This window comes from Campylobacter concisus (genome assembly GCF_002165775.1).
Classification (GTDB): Bacteria; Campylobacterota; Campylobacteria; order Campylobacterales; family Campylobacteraceae; genus Campylobacter_A; species Campylobacter_A concisus_E.
This window is the reverse complement of record NZ_NDYP01000002.1, coordinates 191605-207559: the sequence shown is the minus strand read 5'-3', so window position 1 is coordinate 207559 and position 15955 is coordinate 191605. Positions and strand designations below refer to the sequence as shown.

At 35.8% G+C, this 15955-nt stretch carries 19 protein-coding genes; 7 read left to right on the top strand and 12 right to left on the bottom strand.

Annotated features, from left to right (window positions below):
- Positions 1–22: 22 nt before the first annotated feature.
- Positions 23–853: a prephenate dehydrogenase gene (locus tag B9N66_RS02040; protein WP_084108777.1), complete on the bottom strand. Its 831-nt coding sequence runs from the start codon at positions 851–853 to the stop codon at positions 23–25.
- A gap of 89 nt (positions 854–942) precedes the next feature.
- On the opposite strand from B9N66_RS02040, the gene bamA reads away from it, so the two are divergent.
- The 7 genes from bamA (at position 943) to recO (ending at position 7610) form a co-directional block, all read left to right on the top strand.
- Complete coding sequence (gene bamA / locus B9N66_RS02035) at positions 943–3198, top strand: outer membrane protein assembly factor BamA (protein ID WP_087579678.1); 2256 nt, start codon at positions 943–945, stop codon at positions 3196–3198.
- Between the two features lie 129 nt (positions 3199–3327).
- A complete protein-coding gene (gene accD / locus B9N66_RS02030; protein WP_087579873.1) occupies positions 3328–4242 on the top strand; it encodes an acetyl-CoA carboxylase, carboxyltransferase subunit beta in 915 nt (304 codons plus the stop codon).
- A 2-nt stretch (positions 4243–4244) separates the two neighbouring features.
- Positions 4245–4700, top strand: coding sequence for a 23S rRNA (pseudouridine(1915)-N(3))-methyltransferase RlmH (locus B9N66_RS02025; protein ID WP_087579677.1), 456 nt, complete (start codon positions 4245–4247; stop codon positions 4698–4700).
- A gap of 10 nt (positions 4701–4710) precedes the next feature.
- The gene (gene dksA, locus B9N66_RS02020) at positions 4711–5067 is read left to right on the top strand and encodes an RNA polymerase-binding protein DksA (protein ID WP_035167251.1); all 357 of its coding nucleotides are present in this window, start codon (positions 4711–4713) and stop codon (positions 5065–5067) included.
- Positions 5068–5076: 9 nt separating this feature from the next.
- Positions 5077–6075 carry a uroporphyrinogen III synthase HEM4 gene (locus tag B9N66_RS02015; protein ID WP_087579676.1) on the top strand — a complete coding sequence of 333 codons (999 nt, stop codon included), beginning with the start codon at positions 5077–5079 and terminating at the stop codon, positions 6073–6075.
- Positions 6072–6995 (top strand): tRNA dihydrouridine synthase, encoded by a 924-nt coding sequence (locus B9N66_RS02010; RefSeq protein WP_087579675.1) that lies wholly within the window; start codon positions 6072–6074, stop codon positions 6993–6995. The genes B9N66_RS02015 and B9N66_RS02010 overlap by 4 nt, the downstream gene beginning before the upstream one ends.
- Positions 6996–7610 carry a recombination protein RecO gene (gene recO / locus B9N66_RS02005; protein WP_087579674.1) on the top strand — a complete coding sequence of 205 codons (615 nt, stop codon included), beginning with the start codon at positions 6996–6998 and terminating at the stop codon, positions 7608–7610.
- A gap of 270 nt (positions 7611–7880) precedes the next feature.
- Here recO and B9N66_RS02000 read toward each other — a convergent pair whose 3' ends face one another.
- The 11 genes from B9N66_RS02000 to atpC all read right to left on the bottom strand — a co-directional run bounded on the left by B9N66_RS02000 (position 7881) and on the right by atpC (position 15948).
- Complete coding sequence (locus B9N66_RS02000; RefSeq protein WP_087579673.1) at positions 7881–8639, bottom strand: tRNA 2-thiocytidine biosynthesis TtcA family protein; 759 nt, start codon at positions 8637–8639, stop codon at positions 7881–7883.
- The gene (locus tag B9N66_RS01995) at positions 8636–9319 is read right to left on the bottom strand and encodes a 5'-methylthioadenosine/adenosylhomocysteine nucleosidase (protein ID WP_087579672.1); all 684 of its coding nucleotides are present in this window, start codon (positions 9317–9319) and stop codon (positions 8636–8638) included. The genes B9N66_RS02000 and B9N66_RS01995 overlap by 4 nt, the downstream gene beginning before the upstream one ends.
- Entirely contained in the window at positions 9316–10245 is a 930-nt protein-coding gene (gene fabD / locus B9N66_RS01990; protein ID WP_087579671.1) for an ACP S-malonyltransferase, read from the bottom strand. The genes B9N66_RS01995 and fabD overlap by 4 nt, the downstream gene beginning before the upstream one ends.
- Before the next feature lie 9 nt (positions 10246–10254).
- Complete coding sequence (locus B9N66_RS01985) at positions 10255–10857, bottom strand: FKBP-type peptidyl-prolyl cis-trans isomerase (RefSeq protein ID WP_223155301.1); 603 nt, start codon at positions 10855–10857, stop codon at positions 10255–10257.
- 56 nt (positions 10858–10913) lie between these two features.
- Positions 10914–11756 carry a tetratricopeptide repeat protein gene (locus B9N66_RS01980; RefSeq protein ID WP_087579669.1) on the bottom strand — a complete coding sequence of 281 codons (843 nt, stop codon included), beginning with the start codon at positions 11754–11756 and terminating at the stop codon, positions 10914–10916.
- A 17-nt stretch (positions 11757–11773) separates the two neighbouring features.
- Complete coding sequence (locus tag B9N66_RS01975; protein WP_021090913.1) at positions 11774–12280, bottom strand: OmpA family protein; 507 nt, start codon at positions 12278–12280, stop codon at positions 11774–11776.
- A gap of 64 nt (positions 12281–12344) precedes the next feature.
- Entirely contained in the window at positions 12345–13601 is a 1257-nt protein-coding gene (gene tolB, locus B9N66_RS01970; protein WP_087579668.1) for a Tol-Pal system protein TolB, read from the bottom strand.
- A 24-nt stretch (positions 13602–13625) separates the two neighbouring features.
- Positions 13626–14573, bottom strand: a complete 948-nt coding sequence (locus B9N66_RS01965; RefSeq protein WP_087579667.1) for a TonB C-terminal domain-containing protein — start codon at positions 14571–14573, stop codon at positions 13626–13628.
- A gap of 1 nt (position 14574) precedes the next feature.
- On the bottom strand, positions 14575–14973 hold the full coding sequence (locus tag B9N66_RS01960; RefSeq protein WP_021090535.1) for a biopolymer transporter ExbD: 399 nt from the start codon (positions 14971–14973) through the stop codon (positions 14575–14577).
- Positions 14974–15558, bottom strand: coding sequence for a MotA/TolQ/ExbB proton channel family protein (locus tag B9N66_RS01955; RefSeq protein ID WP_087579666.1), 585 nt, complete (start codon positions 15556–15558; stop codon positions 14974–14976). It lies immediately after the preceding gene.
- A complete protein-coding gene (gene atpC / locus B9N66_RS01950; protein WP_087579665.1) occupies positions 15559–15948 on the bottom strand; it encodes an ATP synthase F1 subunit epsilon in 390 nt (129 codons plus the stop codon).
- Positions 15949–15955: the final 7 nt, after the last annotated feature.

Sequence of the window (15955 nt, the reverse complement as noted above, 5' to 3'; positions counted from 1 at the left end):
TAATCAATAAATTTTTAGTTAATTACAAAATTTCTCTTACAGCTCTAGCGTCGCTCATCCAAGCAAAAAGTTCATCCCAGCGTTCATCTTTGATGAGATCTTTGCACAAATTTAGCTCTTTTTCAAACATATTTATGGCTTCAACAACATTATTTTTATTTTGCTTAAAGATATCGCTCCACATAAAAGGCGAACTCTTTGCGACACGTATCATGCCCTTAAATGTCGGTCCGCCAAGTGCTACAATGTGCCTTTTATCCTCTTCTTTTAAAATTCCACTCGCTAGAGAAAATGCAATCGCATGAGGCAAATGCGAAATAAGACCCACGTGATGATCATGTTCTTTCGCACTCATAAAAATGATTTTCATACCAAGGCAAGAAAATAGCTCAACGCTTCTTTTTACATGTTTTTCTGCGCTTTCTGCAAAGTCACAAACTATGACAGTTGCCCCTGTGTAAAGCGACTTAAAGGCAGCCTCAGGACCAGAGTACTCGGTACCTGCCATCGGGTGAGCTGGGATGAAATTTTTACGAATTTTTTCTGGCACAGCTTCTATTATCTTTTGTTTAGTTGAGCCAAAATCAATAATAGTTGTATCTTCGCTAATGTCAGTTAAATTTTGCACGATGCTCACGATAGCTTCGACTGGCACAGCCAAAAAGATGATGTCACACTTCTTTTTCATCTCATCGATGCTTAAAATTTCATGCACCAAGCCAAGTTCAAGCGCTTTTTTGCTGTGATTTTCATCTTTATCATATCCGCTGACACATGAGATTAGTTTTTCATCTTTTAATGCTAACCCAAGTGAGCCACCCATAAGACCAAGTCCGATGATGCCTATTTTCATAAAAAACCTTCAAAATTATAAAATTTAAATTTATTAAAAATAAAATATGATATTATACGCACTTATACTAAAACTCTAGGTTAAATTTAATGAAAAAGAAATTATTTTTATTAGCATTAGCTTTCAGCGGCCTAAGCGCACAAACAATCCAGTCAATAAATTTTAAAGGCCTAATTCACCTTTCGCCTGAAGTAGCAAGCCAAATAATGGGCTTAAAAGTCGGTCAGGATCTGACTCCAAAGCTTAGCGATAAGGCGATCACAAATTTATACAAACAAAATTATTTCGACGATATCTACATAGAAGATACAGGCAATGGCAATCTTTTAGTAGCTGTAAAAGAGAAGCCAAGTGTTGCGAGAGTCGATCTAAAAGGCGTCGTAACAAATGATAAAACTGCGATCGAGTCGCTAATCAACATCAAACCAGGCAATATGTATGATGAGCTTACAATAGAAAAAACTAAAGAGAGAATTCGTCAGTATTATGAGTCAAAGGGTTATTTTGATACCGTTGTAGACGTAGAAAAACAACCAGTTGCAGATAACGACAGCTCACTTTTTATAACACTTAACATAAACCGCGGCGAAAATATGATAATCAAAAATGTAAATTTAGTCGGTGCAAAAGAGTTTGATTATGACGACATTGAGCCAGTAGTTGCAAATAAAAGTAGAGAATTTATGGGCTGGCTTTGGGGCAGAAATGATGGTAAAGTTAAACTTTTTGAGCTTGAAAATGATCCGGCAAGAATACAAGACAAATATTTCCAAAAAGGCTATTTAGACGCGACTATTTCGTCACCTTATTTAAATTCATCGTTTGATAATTACACGGCTGATCTTACTTATTATGTTCATGAAGGTGAGCCTTATAAGGTTTCAAATGTAAGTATTACAGCACCTGAAGAGCTAGAGCTTGATACTAAAAAGATCATAGATGACTTTAGGCTTGAGGCTGGTGATACGATGAACTCAGCAAGACTTCGCCAAGATATGAAAAAGCTCGATGATATGGTTGCTGATAAAGGTTATGCATTTGTAAAAGTCTATCCAAAGACTGATAAATTTGATGAAAATAAAACTGTCGATATTGACTACGAGGTCGATCCTGGTGAAAAAGTATATATAAGAAATGTTCAAATTTCAGGAAACGATAGGACCGTTGACCGCGTTGTAAGACGTGAACTTTATCTAACTGAAGGAAATTTATATAGTAGAACCGACCTTCAAGACTCAAAAGATGCACTAAAAAGAACAAGCTACTTTGATGATGTTGAGATAGAAGAAGATCCGGTTGATAAAAATACAGTTGATCTAAAAGTAAAAGTAAAAGAAGCCTCAACTGGCTCAATAAGTGGTGGTATCGGATACGGCAGTAGTGACGGACTATTATTAAATGCAGCACTTTCTGACACAAATATCTTTGGTTCTGGTCTTCAAGGGCAAATAAGCGTAGATAAGAGCGACAGAGAGCTTTCAGGTCAGATAAGTCTTACAAACCCAAGAATTTTCGATTCAGAGTATAGCCTTGGCGGAACACTCTATGCAAATGACTATGACTGGAGAACATATAAAGAGAGAAGCTATGGTTTTAGCACAACACTAGGTAGAAAACTAACTAGAAATTTAAGCGCATCACTTACTTACAACATTGAGCAAAGCAAAATTACTTTAAAAGATGATGAGCTAAGAGATATCAACACAAAAACCAAAAAAGAAATTTATAGAGAAGGTAAAGCTATAAAAAGCGCCATAACTCCAGCTTTAACATATAATAGCACCGACGATTATTACTTGCCAAGACGTGGCATCATAGCTAGCACATCATTTGAGATAGCTGGGCTTGGTGGCGATATAGACTTTATTAAAAATCGTACAAATTTTAACTACTACCTAGGCCTTAGAGAGTACATCGACTACGATCTTATCTTAAGATACAAAGCAAGCTTTGGAAAAATTTGGGAAAGAGGATATACTCCGATCAACGAAAGACTTTACCTTGGTGGTATAAGAAGCTTACGTGGTTACGAAAGCAGAACCGTATCTCCAAAGGTAAAATATAATGGCGACTACTACGAATATGGCGGCGAAACTTCGTTTAATAATTCAGCTGAAATAAGCTTCCCTATAATAGATCGTGTCAAAATGCGTGGTGTTGTATTTTATGACTATGGCATGATCGGTGAGAATAGCCTAAATGAGATAAAAAGATCATCAGTTGGCACTGGCATCGAGTGGATAACTCCTATCGGACCACTTCAACTGATCTTTTCAAAAGCTCTTAAACCTAAAGAGGGCGATGATACAAATACATTTGAATTTACTATTGGAAGACGATTCTAGCAAGATACTTTAAAGGGGCCAACTTACCCCTTTAAACCTCCACAAATAAACAAACTTTAAGTCATATAAGAAAAAGCAAGGCAAACATTAGATATAATCCCACAATTTTTAATATAAGTGGGTAAAAATATGAATTTCTCAGACATTTTTTCAAAGATAAGAAAAGCTCAACCTCGTCCAGAAGAAGCACCTACACACTGGGTAAAATGCGATAATTGTCACTCACTGATGTACTACAAAGAAGTTGAAGCTTGTTTTAATGTATGCCCAAAATGCGGTTATCATATGAGACTAAAAGCTACTGATCGCATAAATTTGATCTGTGATGAAGATAGCTTTGTAGAATTTGACGCAAATTTAAAACCGGTAGATCCATTAAATTTTGTTGATAAAAAATCATACAAAAAAAGAATCACAGAGAATAAAGAAAAAACAGGACGCACAAGCTCAGTGATATGCGGCGAAGGCAAATGCGACGGACAAGAGATACAGCTAGTTGTTTTTGACTTTGGTTTCATGGGTGGTTCGCTAGCTTCAGTTGAGGGTGAAAAGATCGTAAGAGCGATAAAACGAGCGATAGAAAAACGCCAAGCTTTAGTCATAGTGAGTGCTTCAGGTGGAGCTAGAATGCAAGAAAGTACATTCTCTTTGATGCAAATGTCAAAGACATCAGCTGCTTTAAAACTACTTGATGAAGCAAAACTACCTTACATCTCAATACTTACTGATCCGACAATGGGTGGCGTTAGTGCCTCTTTTGCTTGGCTTGGAGATCTAATAATCGCTGAACCTGGCGCTTTAATAGGCTTTGCTGGTCAAAGGGTCATCAAACAAACCATTGGTGCTGATTTACCAGAGGGATTTCAAAGAGCTGAGTTTTTATTAGAGCATGGCTTAATCGATGCTATTGTGCCAAGAAGCGAACATAAAAAATATATAAGCGATATGGTTAAATTTCTCACAAATAATAAGACAATACATCAAAAAAATAACCAAGATGAGAGTGGAAATAACTTTGAACTAAAGCTAAAAACCAAAGGCTAAATTTGGAAATTTCAGTTTTTAGCATTCAAAAATCATTACGTGACAACTTTGAAAACGAGATACAAGAATATATAAAAATGAGTGCAAAATTTGCCAAGATAAACGATAAAGTCTTTTTCAATGAAAAAATAGCAAAAGCTCAAAGTACTGGAAAAAGCGAAGCATTAAGAGCTTATGATGAAATTTACGAGCCAAATTTAAAAGGTTTTTGCATAATGCTTGATGAAAATGGTTTGCAACTTGACAGCCAAGAATTTGCACAAATTTTAAACTCAAATTCACAAATTAACTTTTTCATAGGTGGAGCTTATGGCCTTAGCCAAAATTTAAAGAATAAAGCACAAAAAATTGTAAGCTTAAGCAAGATGACGATGGCTCATAAGGTTGCCAAGCTTGTACTTTTTGAGCAAATTTTTAGAGCACTTTGCATAAATGCAAACCACCCATACCACAAATAAAGGAATATAAATGACACAAACTGAGCTAAATTTTTTTAAAAAATTACTTGAAGAAAGAAAATTACAGATCAAAAAAAACATCTATGATTCATCTGTTGAAGTAAATGGCTTAAGAGATAGTGGTGTAAGCGACGAGTTTGATATAGCCTCAGTAAATACAGACCAGCTAATAGAGCATTCCATCTCGACGCAACAAAGAGCAGAGCTATCAGAGATAGATGAAGCACTAGAGAAGATAGCAAATAAAACTTATGGAATTTGTGATATGTGCGAAGAGGAGATCAGCATACCACGATTAAAGGTAAAACCACATGCAAAATACTGCATAACTTGCCGTGAAATAATCGAAAAAACAGCAAAAAACTAAGGAGAAAATATGAAAACTAGAAAATTTCTCGTCTACTGCATAATATACATAGTAGTTGTTGCAGGACTTACTTATTCTCTTAATAGTTCTGATTACACATTTGAGCTTTTAGGCCAAACTATAACTTTGCCAATTGCTATTTGGGTCGCTCTTCCAGTAGCTGTTTTAGCACTTCTTGCCCTACTTCATATCGCTTATCATGGATATGCTTTTTATAGATATAAAAAATGGATCAAAAAAGATAGCCAGCTTTATAAAGACTTAGCCAAAGAGACGCTTCTTGGCTTTGAGAGCAATAAAGACTTCAAAACCGACACTTACAAGATCGCCTCGCAGCTCACTCGCTCTATCTCACCAGTAGGCGAGCTTAAAGATGTCGGTGTAGATGATGCTGAGATAAACAATATCTTACAAACTATAAAAAGTATAAAAAATAAAGAGATTGTCGATCTAAAGAAATTTAGACTAGCAAAAGATAGCAAGTTGAATATCCTAAATGAGCTAAATAAGATCGAGCAACTACCTACTTACTATCTTGACATACTTAAAAATCAAGATCAAAATGAGAGCCTTAAAAAAGCTGCATTTGATAAACTTATAAAAGTAGCTTCTTTTAGCGAGATCAAAAGATTAAATTTTGAGCTAGCAAGTGAAGATATAATGCTTATTATTACCCGCTTTGTAAATGACGAGATCGATATAAGCAGTGATGAAATTTTTGATCTTTTAAACAACGCAAAAGTAACAAAAGCACAATACGACAAAGCAGCCATAATGCTTAAAAATAAGCTAAAACCAGATGCATTTATCGGCATCTTTGAGAAGCTAAAAAGCATCCATACTGATGCTGATGAGGCTTACGTATATGCGCTATTTGAGCTTCAGATGCTTGATAAAGTAAGAGAGGCTATCGAAGGTAGCGACCCAGATGAGTTTAAAGAGATAAAAGTCTTGCTGTTTTTACGAGATAACGGCAAAATGGTGCCTAGCTCGCTATTTTTTAAATGATAGACTTTAGCAAAAAACCACTTTTCTTAGCACCTCTTGCTGGCTTTTCTGACTTGCCACTAAGAAGCGTAGTTAAGAAATTTGGCTGTGATGTCACTGTTAGTGAAATGATCAGCGCAAATGCTCTAGTATATGAGAGTAGTGACAAAACTCTTGAAATGATTAAAAAATCCCCAAACGAAGAGCCTTACGTCGTTCAAATAGCTGGTAATGACACAGAAAATATAAAAAAAGCTGTGCAAATCATCAATAAATTTAATGGAATTTATGGGCTCGATCTAAACTGCGGCTGCCCTGTGCCAAAGGTCGTTAGACAAGGTGCGGGTTCTGCTTTACTAAACGATCTTGACAAGCTTCAAAGCATCATCTCAGCCATAAAAAGTGTCTCAAACAAAGAGAGCCTAAGCGTTAAATTTAGACTTGGCTTTAACGACAAAAACGAAAAAAAGATAGCAAAAGCCTGCGAAGAAGCCGGCGCAGACTATATCGCAGTACATGGGCGTACCAGAGCTGGCGGATACAGCGCAAAGGTTGATTACGAAGCGATCGCTAGGGTAAAGGCAAGCGTGAAAATCCCAGTCATCGCAAATGGCGATATCAACGCACAAAATGCAGATGAAATTTTAAACCTCACAAAGTGCGACGCCCTAATGATCGGTAGAGCAAGCATTGGTAATCCTTGGATATTTCACGAGATAAAGACCAAAACTAGCGTAGATAAGGCGCTAAAACAAAAGATCATCCTAGTTCACTTTGATGCGATGATCGAGCACTACGGAGAGCATGGACTTTGCATATTTAGAAAGCATTTGCATCAGTACAGCAAGGGCATCGACGGTGCAACAACCTTTAGAAACGATATAAATTTCATCAAAGACGCGACAGCGATGAGAGAGCGTATAAAGGAGTTTTTTGCCTAGATGCAAGGCTATATCCTGCGCGTGCAAAAGGTCAGAGACGAGGACCTTTTAGTCTTTGTGCTAACGCCAAATTTGCTCGTAAAGTCATATAGATTTTTTGGCGCACGCCACTCAAATATCATGACCGGCTACAAGATCGACTTTGAGCTAGAGCAAGAGGCAAAATTTCTACCAAAGCTTAGAAGCATACTTCATCTTGGCTTTAAATGGCTGTTAGAGCGAGACAAGCTCATCATTTGGCAGCAGTTCATGCGCCTACTTTATGATCATCTAAAAGAGGTCGAGCAGCTCGATGAAATTTATTTTAATGAGATTGATCGCTGCGCCAAACAGATGCAGCTACAAAATCCAAAACGCCTTATCATCGAAAGCTACGTTAAAATTTTAGAGTATGAAGGTAGGCTTCACAGCGAGCTTGAGTGTTTCATCTGCGACGAGGAGATAGAGAGTGAGCTTTGCTTAACTCGTGGTTTTTTACCCTCTCACAAGCACTGCCTTGATAGGAGCGAATTTGACGCTAGCAAGATCAAAAATTTATTTGATACAAAAAGCACGATCGAGCTAAATGACGATGAGATAAACCGACTTTATAAAATTTTACTTGACGGACTTTAAGTTATAGCTTGCTATTTTAAATAGCTATTTTTTAATATTTAAAGCACATGACTATTTTTTTAAGCTTAAATTTTCTAAGTTACAAAATTTTAACCAGTGGTTTTTGCACTAAATGCTTTTGTATTTGTTGTATATGACAGTTTTGATTTATGCACAAGCACAAGAATTTCATCTATTCATACATTTTGTATTTATTTTGATAAAAGCCAATTAAAATAGAAATATTTATAGATTGCTTCTTGGGATTAGTCCCAAAAAGCAAGTAAAATTTTACTCTTCACTACTGCTATTGAGAGCAAAAAAAGTATCAGTATGGATATTTTCAAATGCTGCTTTTAGCGAAGTAAAAAGCTTTGGATTTTCTTTTTCTAAAGTCGCTAAAAGCTGTTTGGTTTCATATCTAGCATGCGGCATCTTTACGTCAAATCTCATTGCAGGGCATGCTTCATCGCCAATGACTCTTAATTCATTTTTGATAGCATTTTCGCGAAGCTGTCTCTCGCGAATGAAGATAAACGGTCTAATAACCGTGATTCCATTTTTTGCAGTATATTTTGGAGCAAGCGTCCTTAGTGCACCATTATATGTAAAGTTCATAAAAAAGCTCTCCGCTGCATCGTCTAAATGATGAGCAATCGCGAGTTTATTAAAACCATGCTTTAAGGCGTAAGTATAAAGATAACCTCTTCTCATACGAGAAAAGAAACTGCAAAAGCTAGAATTTTTACGGATTTTCTCTTTTGAAATTTCAAAGATTGAGCTATCTATTACTTCATGCTCTATTCCGTGCTCATTGCAATGCTTCGTAAGATAAGCGTAGTCCTCACCCATGCCGTAGCTTAGTGTTACTGCTTTAAACTCAAATTTCTCAGGTGTAACGTTTTGGATATGCTTTAGTACGTGAGCTAGTGCGAGGCTATCTTTACCACCGCTAAGACCAAGCAAGATCTTATCTCCGCCCTCTATCATCTTGTATCTGGCGTTTGTCTGACCAACTTGCCTAAGAAGCCTTTTACTAAGCTCTATCATAAGCTTTCTACCATTTCAAGTATAAATTTTGCACTAACATTTGCTGAATCTTGCAAAAATTTATCAAAGTCAAACTCTGCTGCATCACCAGCTCCATCGCTGATAGCTCTTAGTATAAAAAATGGCACACCAAGTGTTTCGCAAACTAGTGCAACGCTAGCACCTTCCATCTCGGTAGCGCTCGCATTAAATATCTTTTTTATCCAAGCTTTCTTTTCATTATCGCAGATAAACTGATCTCCGGTCGCAATAATACCAGCACTTAAGCTCATATCTTTTTTATCAGCTATCTTTTTTGCCAGTTCATTTAGTCCTTCATCGCTTTTAACAAATATACTTGTGCCTGGTACATAGCCATAAGGATGGCCAAAAGCCGTGATATCAAGATCATGTTGCACTAAGCTAGTAGCATAAAGCATATCGCCTATTTTTAAACTCTCATCAAGTGAGCCAGCTACGCCAGTAAAGAGCAACTTTGAGGCCTTAAATTTTTCTATCATTAAAGTTGCCGTTATGGCTGCATTTACCTTGCCTATCTTTGAATAGGCAATGACTAGCTCTTTTCCTTTATAGTTTGCTAAGTAAAATTTATTATTTGCATATTGAACAGTTTTATATTCACCAACCATTTCAAGGATCGGTGTTATCTCCTCTTGCATGGCTCCTAGTATCGCTATCATCTCTCCTCCAAAATTTTCACAACTTCTTCAAGACTTGCCATATCAGTAATACTATAAGTTGGCTTTTCAGTAATTTTTTTATTGATGCCCTTTAGCGTCGTAGCGCCAAGCTCGATAAAACAATCAACATCGTTTTCATAGTTTTTAATGCTTTGTTTATAGCAAACTGGTTTTATTAGCTGCTCTTTTAGCAGAACTAGTGCTTCACTTTTATCGGTATAAATTTTAGCATTTACGTTTGAGACAACTGGAGAAAATTTGGTAGCCAAAGTACTCTCAAGCTCACTTGCCAACCTAACACTAGCTGGCTCAAGTATCGGACAATGGCTTGCTACTGACATATTTAAAAGCACTGCTCTTTTTGCGCCAGCTTCTTTAAATTTTGCTTCATAGCTAGCAAGATCAGCTCTTACGCCAGCGACAACGATTTGTCCATCGCAGTTGTAGTTTGCAGCATAAATTTGCAAACCTTCTTCTCTTGCTTTTTTACAAATTTCTTCAACCACTTCATCACTAAGTCCAAGAACTACCATCATGCCGGCATCTTTACCAATACAAGCTTCTTGCATAAATTTACCACGTAAATTCACAAGCCTAATCGCATCAATAAAATTAAATGCTCCACTAATTGCAAGAGCAGTAAATTCTCCAAGTGAGTGCCCAAGACTAAATTCTGGTTTTTCTTTAATAAAATTTGAAAAAGCCAAATAAGTCATTAGCGAGTTTAAAACAATAGCTGGCTGAGTAAATTCTGTTTTATCCAACTTATCGTTTTGTGTAAATAAAAGCTCTTTGTAATCAATGCCAGTGTCATTACAAGCATCATTTAAAAGTAGTTTAGCAGTAGAAAAATTTTCGTAAAAGTCTTTTCCCATACCAATACTTTGCGAGCCTTGGCCCGCAAAAACAAAAGCAATTTTTTTCATTTTAGCTTCTTAATGATGGTGATGTCCGTGTCCACCGCAACCGCAACCACCATCCTCGTGTCCGTGTCCATGCCCATGTCCATGACCCCCGCAGCACTCATGTTCATGCTCATGATCGTGACCACCGCAACCGCAAGTATGAGCCCCGGCTACCATACCTGTTGCTTTTTCATCTTCTGTCGCATCTCTGACTTCTAAAACTTCAACATTAAATAACAAATCTTTACCAGCATATGGGTGATTAAAATCAACTGTTACTTCGTTATCTTTGATCTCTTTAACAATAACACGAACGCTTGAGCCATCCTCATTTTGACCAAAAAGTTCCATTCCTTCATGTAAATCTATACCAGCAAACTGCTCTTTTGGTAACGACTGAATGGCTTCGTTATTATATTCACCACAACCCTCTGCTGCCTTTACGCTTATAGTTGCTCTTTCGCCTGATTTTAATTTGCTTACTTCTTCTTCAAGCTTTTCTATAATATGGCCATGCCCTGTTATAAACGAAATTTGGCCACCTTCTTGCATGTTTGACTCTAAAATTTCACCAGTATTAGCATCTTTTAGTTCGTAAAACATAGTTATAACTTGATCTTTACTCACAATAATCTCCTTAGATTTGGTTTTTTGATTAATGTGGGATTATATCTAAAAAAGATTAAAATTTAGTTTCTATTGGGAGAGGCTTTGGCTTCTTTACTATCTGGATAACCGACTTTTAAAGCCTTATAAAATCTATTTGCACTTTGCGTGTCACCTATCTTATCAAAGCTTATAGCTGTGTGATATAGAAGTTTTGGTGTATAGTCAGCCTTATCTTCGTTCTGTATGCTTTTTTTATAGTATTGTATAGCTGTACTGTATGATTTTTGACTGTAAGCAACTTCACCTAAATAATAATTTGTTGCACCAGTTTTATAGCCTTTTTTATTTAAATATTCAAAATATTCAGCTGCTTCTGTGCTATTGCCAGAATTTAGAAGCTTAATGCCATCAGCCAAAATATCTTTATCGCTTTTTCCACTAAAATTTGAAGTTGGCTTACTTTGTTGTTTTGGATTTGCATTTTGCTTTGGTTGAGCAGCATTTTTATCCATTATTGCACCTAATTTATTTAAGGCAGCAGTAATATTTTTGTAGTTTTTGTCTTGTATATCTCTAGTTTCATCAACATAAGCCTTCAATGATGTCAAACTTACACCAGAATCACTTATGCCACCATTTACCTTCGTCTCTATATCATTTATTCTTTGCTCAAGCTTATTCATTCTAGCACTCATGCTCTCAATCAAGCTTTGCAAACCTTGAAGTTGTTCTAAAACATTATTCATATTCTCTTCAATATTTTGAACGCTTCGCTTATTATTTAAGGTAACTTTTTCATTATCAGTTAGACCATATGGATTCGCACTATCCATATTGCCTGCATCAAAAGCTGAAATCTCTTGGCCAGAGGTAATGGAGATAGTGGCTCCAATCAGAGCCACTACAATTATTTTTTTGTTCATTATTATTTAATTATAAATTATGGAAGTACTTTGAAATCTGCACGTCTATTTTGAGCATCGCAAGCTTTTGTTTTGTCTGTACAAACTGGATTGCTTTCTCCAAAACTAACTACAGCGATTCTATCAGCACTAACGCCATTTCTTACAAGAGCATCTTTAGCACTTTTAGCACGTTTTAAACCAAGAGCATAGTTATACTCATCTGTACCCCACTCATCGCAGTTACCTTCTACTTTTATAGAAAGAGCTTGAGCGTCAGCTTGGTTGAATACTGATGCATTTGAGCTAACAACACCTTGTTGATCAGCTTTGATATTAAATTTATCAAAGTCAAAGTATACACTTTTAACTTGACTCTCGATGTTAGCAATAAGAGCTGCTAATCTATCGGCATCGCTCATGCTACCTGAATTGTCTGCAGATTGATTTGAATTTGAATTCATATCAACTTCAGGGTTTTTTGAGCTACAACCGCTCAACAATAAAGTTGCAACTGCAACACTTGCTAGAACTACTTTTTTCATTCCTTATCCTTTTTTAGAAATTTGGTCGAATTATATCACAAAAATTTTAAATTTTATCAGAATATTACCAATCTATAGATTGAATTTTTCCTACTTTTAAAGGAAACTGAAAACTTCTGTTTTCATTTAGCCTAACAATCCCTAATGAACTTTGACCGCCAAGCTCTTTTATAAAGACAACACTTTGCCCATCGCTTGAGAATCTTGGATAGTTATTTTTGCCATTTGCTGTAAGCTGGCGTATAAAATCCGTTTGAGTTGAAATTAGATATATATTAAAACTACCACTTGCTTCCCTACTTGAATAAACAACATAATTTTCAAATGTGCTTACAGAGTTGTTATTCTTACCATGAAATACCATTTGTTCAACGCTTCCGCCAGAAATAGCAGGAGTTGCAAAAACGTTAGGATAACCAAGCCTATCTGATACAAAAACTATCTTACTGTCATTATCAACAAAATTTCCATTTACATCTATACCTGGATAATTGGTAATCTGCGTCAAATTTTTACTATTTGTATTATAGATAAAAATATCTGGTTGATCTTTTGGTGCCATGGTTAATAGAATTTTACTTCCATCTTTACTAACATCTGAGGCTATAAGCATGCCAATGCTATCAATTATCTTTGTTTTTGTACCAGAATTTAGATCATATCTAAATAAAGTTGGCTTATTATTCACATAAGATGTATAGTAAAATTTACTTTGATCAGCTCCAGCCCATTTAGGAAAAATATTTAGTCCGCCACTTACTATGGTCTTTTGATATGTAAGTGTATAATCTGCAACTATGATAGAGCTTTGGCGAGCTGAAGTATATTTTGAAAGAATAATAAATTTTTCCATCCAGCCAACTGGTGGTAAATTTAGCTCATTAGTAAGCTCAACTATACTTTTATGCGCCAAAAACGGATACTTTGCGCCGTCTGGCATAGTATAAACCTTCTCATATCTTGTAGTTGCTGTTTTAGCGTTTATCAGTTTTACTCTCAAAGTAAGAGGTGAGCCCATAGAGCCCTCAAGAGCATATCTAAAGATAAGCTCGACGCCTTTATCGCTCATTGTATTAGTAGTCGCATCCCCTTCATAGGTAGAAGGCACATGATCTTCGATTACTTCAAAATCGGAACTAACCTTTAGATCTCCTAGCATGATTTTAAAGAATTTATCTTTAAAAGCCATATCGCTAACAGCAGTTGTTGCATCTTGCAAAGCTATCTTTGGCAAGGCAATACCTTGATTTACAACAGATATGGTCGCATCAGCAGCATAAAGCCCTAGAGCAACACATAAAAAAAGAAAAATTTTCTTCATCTCTACTCCATAATTTTATAAATTTTAGTTTATTTTATCTTCTAAATTTAAATTAAAAGTAGTGCTTTTGTCTGGATTGAATGGAAATTTCTCCATTGTAAGTTTTTCTAAGCACTCTCTTACTTTTGCGTTAAATTCTTCATTATATGATAGCTCTAAAATTTCATAGCTAAAATTTCCGCTCTGATCTATCATAACTTTAACTTTGGCCAAATTTGCAGAATCAGCCTTATAGCTTTGCCATCTTCTTTGAATTTGTTTTGTTATCGCACCCATTAGTGGATCGTAAGTACCAGTAGATTGTGATTTTGGAGCAGTTGGATTTTGATCTATCTTTAAACTCTTTATTATATCACTAGCTTCTTTTGCGGCTTTTGAACTAGAAGCTTCGCTTTTTTTACGGCTTTGCACTTTATTTTCGTCCTTTTTTATACCATCATCTTTTTTGAGTTTTGCAGGGTCTATGTCACTAAAGAGGTCTTTTATATTTGGCTCTTTTGGTTTTGGCTTTTCAACTGGCTTTGGTGTAGGCTTAGGCTCAGGTTTTGGCTCTGGCTTAATATCTTCTTTGGGTTCTTCACTTAGTTTTAAAATTTCTGGTTTTGGTTCTGGTTTTTTAGGCTCAGGCTTTGGCTCTTCTTTTGGAGGAGTTGGTAAGCTTGGGGCAGGTAATGGTTCATCTGGTACAACAGGCTTATTTGTAGTCTCTTGTTTATCTTCTTCAGATTCCTTTTTAGGTTCAGGCTTTGTCTCTTTAACTACTTCATCTGCTTGTTTTGGAGCTTTAATGGTTTGATCAACTTCTCTATCAACCATAACCACATCCATAATAGCATCTTTATCATCGGTATATTTTTTAGGAGGTTCTGCAAAAAAAGTAAGCTTTATAAACAAAACAAGTATAATAATAACGTAAATACAAGATGCTACAAGAAACGAACTAATCGTTGGAAATTTAACTTTATTTGACATTTTAACCGTTTGTCTCTAAAGCTACTTTATTAAAACCAGCACCTTTCAAAGTCTTTAATACAAACATAACATCATCGTATTTTAAATTTTTATCAGCTTTTATATAGATAGGCGAGGTTTTATCATATTTTGTACTCATTAATGCGATATTATCAGGAAACTCAGCAAGGCTCATAGTACTCTGATCAACTCTAACTTGTCCTTGCGAATTTATAGATACTATAAGGTCTTTTTGCTTAGATGTTGAAGTTTTTGCCTTTGAACCATCCGGAAGAGTAATATCCTCTTGATATGTTATGGTTGGCATAGTAACCATTAAAATGGCTAGTAAAACAAGCATAATATCAACAAGAGGAGTTATATTTAGCTCTGGTGTCTCATCGGTAAATTTAACGGCCATTTATAGTATCTCATCATCTTTTTTAAGTGCTATCATTACATCAGCCTGACGCTCAATAACACTCATTAATTCATAAGCTTTTCTTTTTATGAGTAAGTTAAATGTATATGCTGGGATGGCAACAAAAATTCCGCAACCAGTTGCAACAAGTGCCTCTGAAATAGCTGGAGCGATAATACCAAGTGATGAACCTCCACCATTTCCAAGCTGTGAAAATGTCTCTAAAATAGAAACAACGGTTCCAAAAAGGCCGATAAAAGGCGAAGTAGATGCTATTACACTTAGCCACGTTAGTCCACTTGTAGCATTTTTTTCGGCTATACTTATACATACGTTTAGTTTTTCTCTTGAGATTCTTCCACTTGCACATTTTCTCAAAGACGAATCATTTGGAATATTTTTAGCACCCATAAGCAGTGCTTCAAGTGCATTTTGCTCACGTTTTTGCCAAGCTCCAATACCAGCCATTCTTGAAAAAAGAATTGTGAAACTAACTATAAAATATATTGACAGCCAAGTTAAAACAATAATTGTAATAAAACTACTTCTTTGAATGTAATTTAAAAATAAATCTATACCGCCCACTTATCTAGTTCTCACTACATTTTCCATTTTAGATATAGTTGCTGCAAAAGCATTTGTATCACTACTCATGCTCTCTATCAAATTTCTAGCAGCCTCCAATGAATTTGCAAGCTCACTTTCACTATCGCCAGAGACGTAAACCGCACCGTCAGCAAGTATTATTACCTTACCTTCGTCAATCTTTGCATAGCCCCAGTTAATCGCAACAACGTCATGTTTTTTATTTTTATGTTCTATATCTATAATACCTGCTTTTAAAAGAGATATTAATGAGGCATGGTTTGGTAAAACACCAAACTCACCCTCGCTACCTGGAAGCACTACACTACTCACGTCATCATTAAATATCTGACCTTGAGGAGTTACGATTTCTAAATGTAATTTATCCATTACGCTT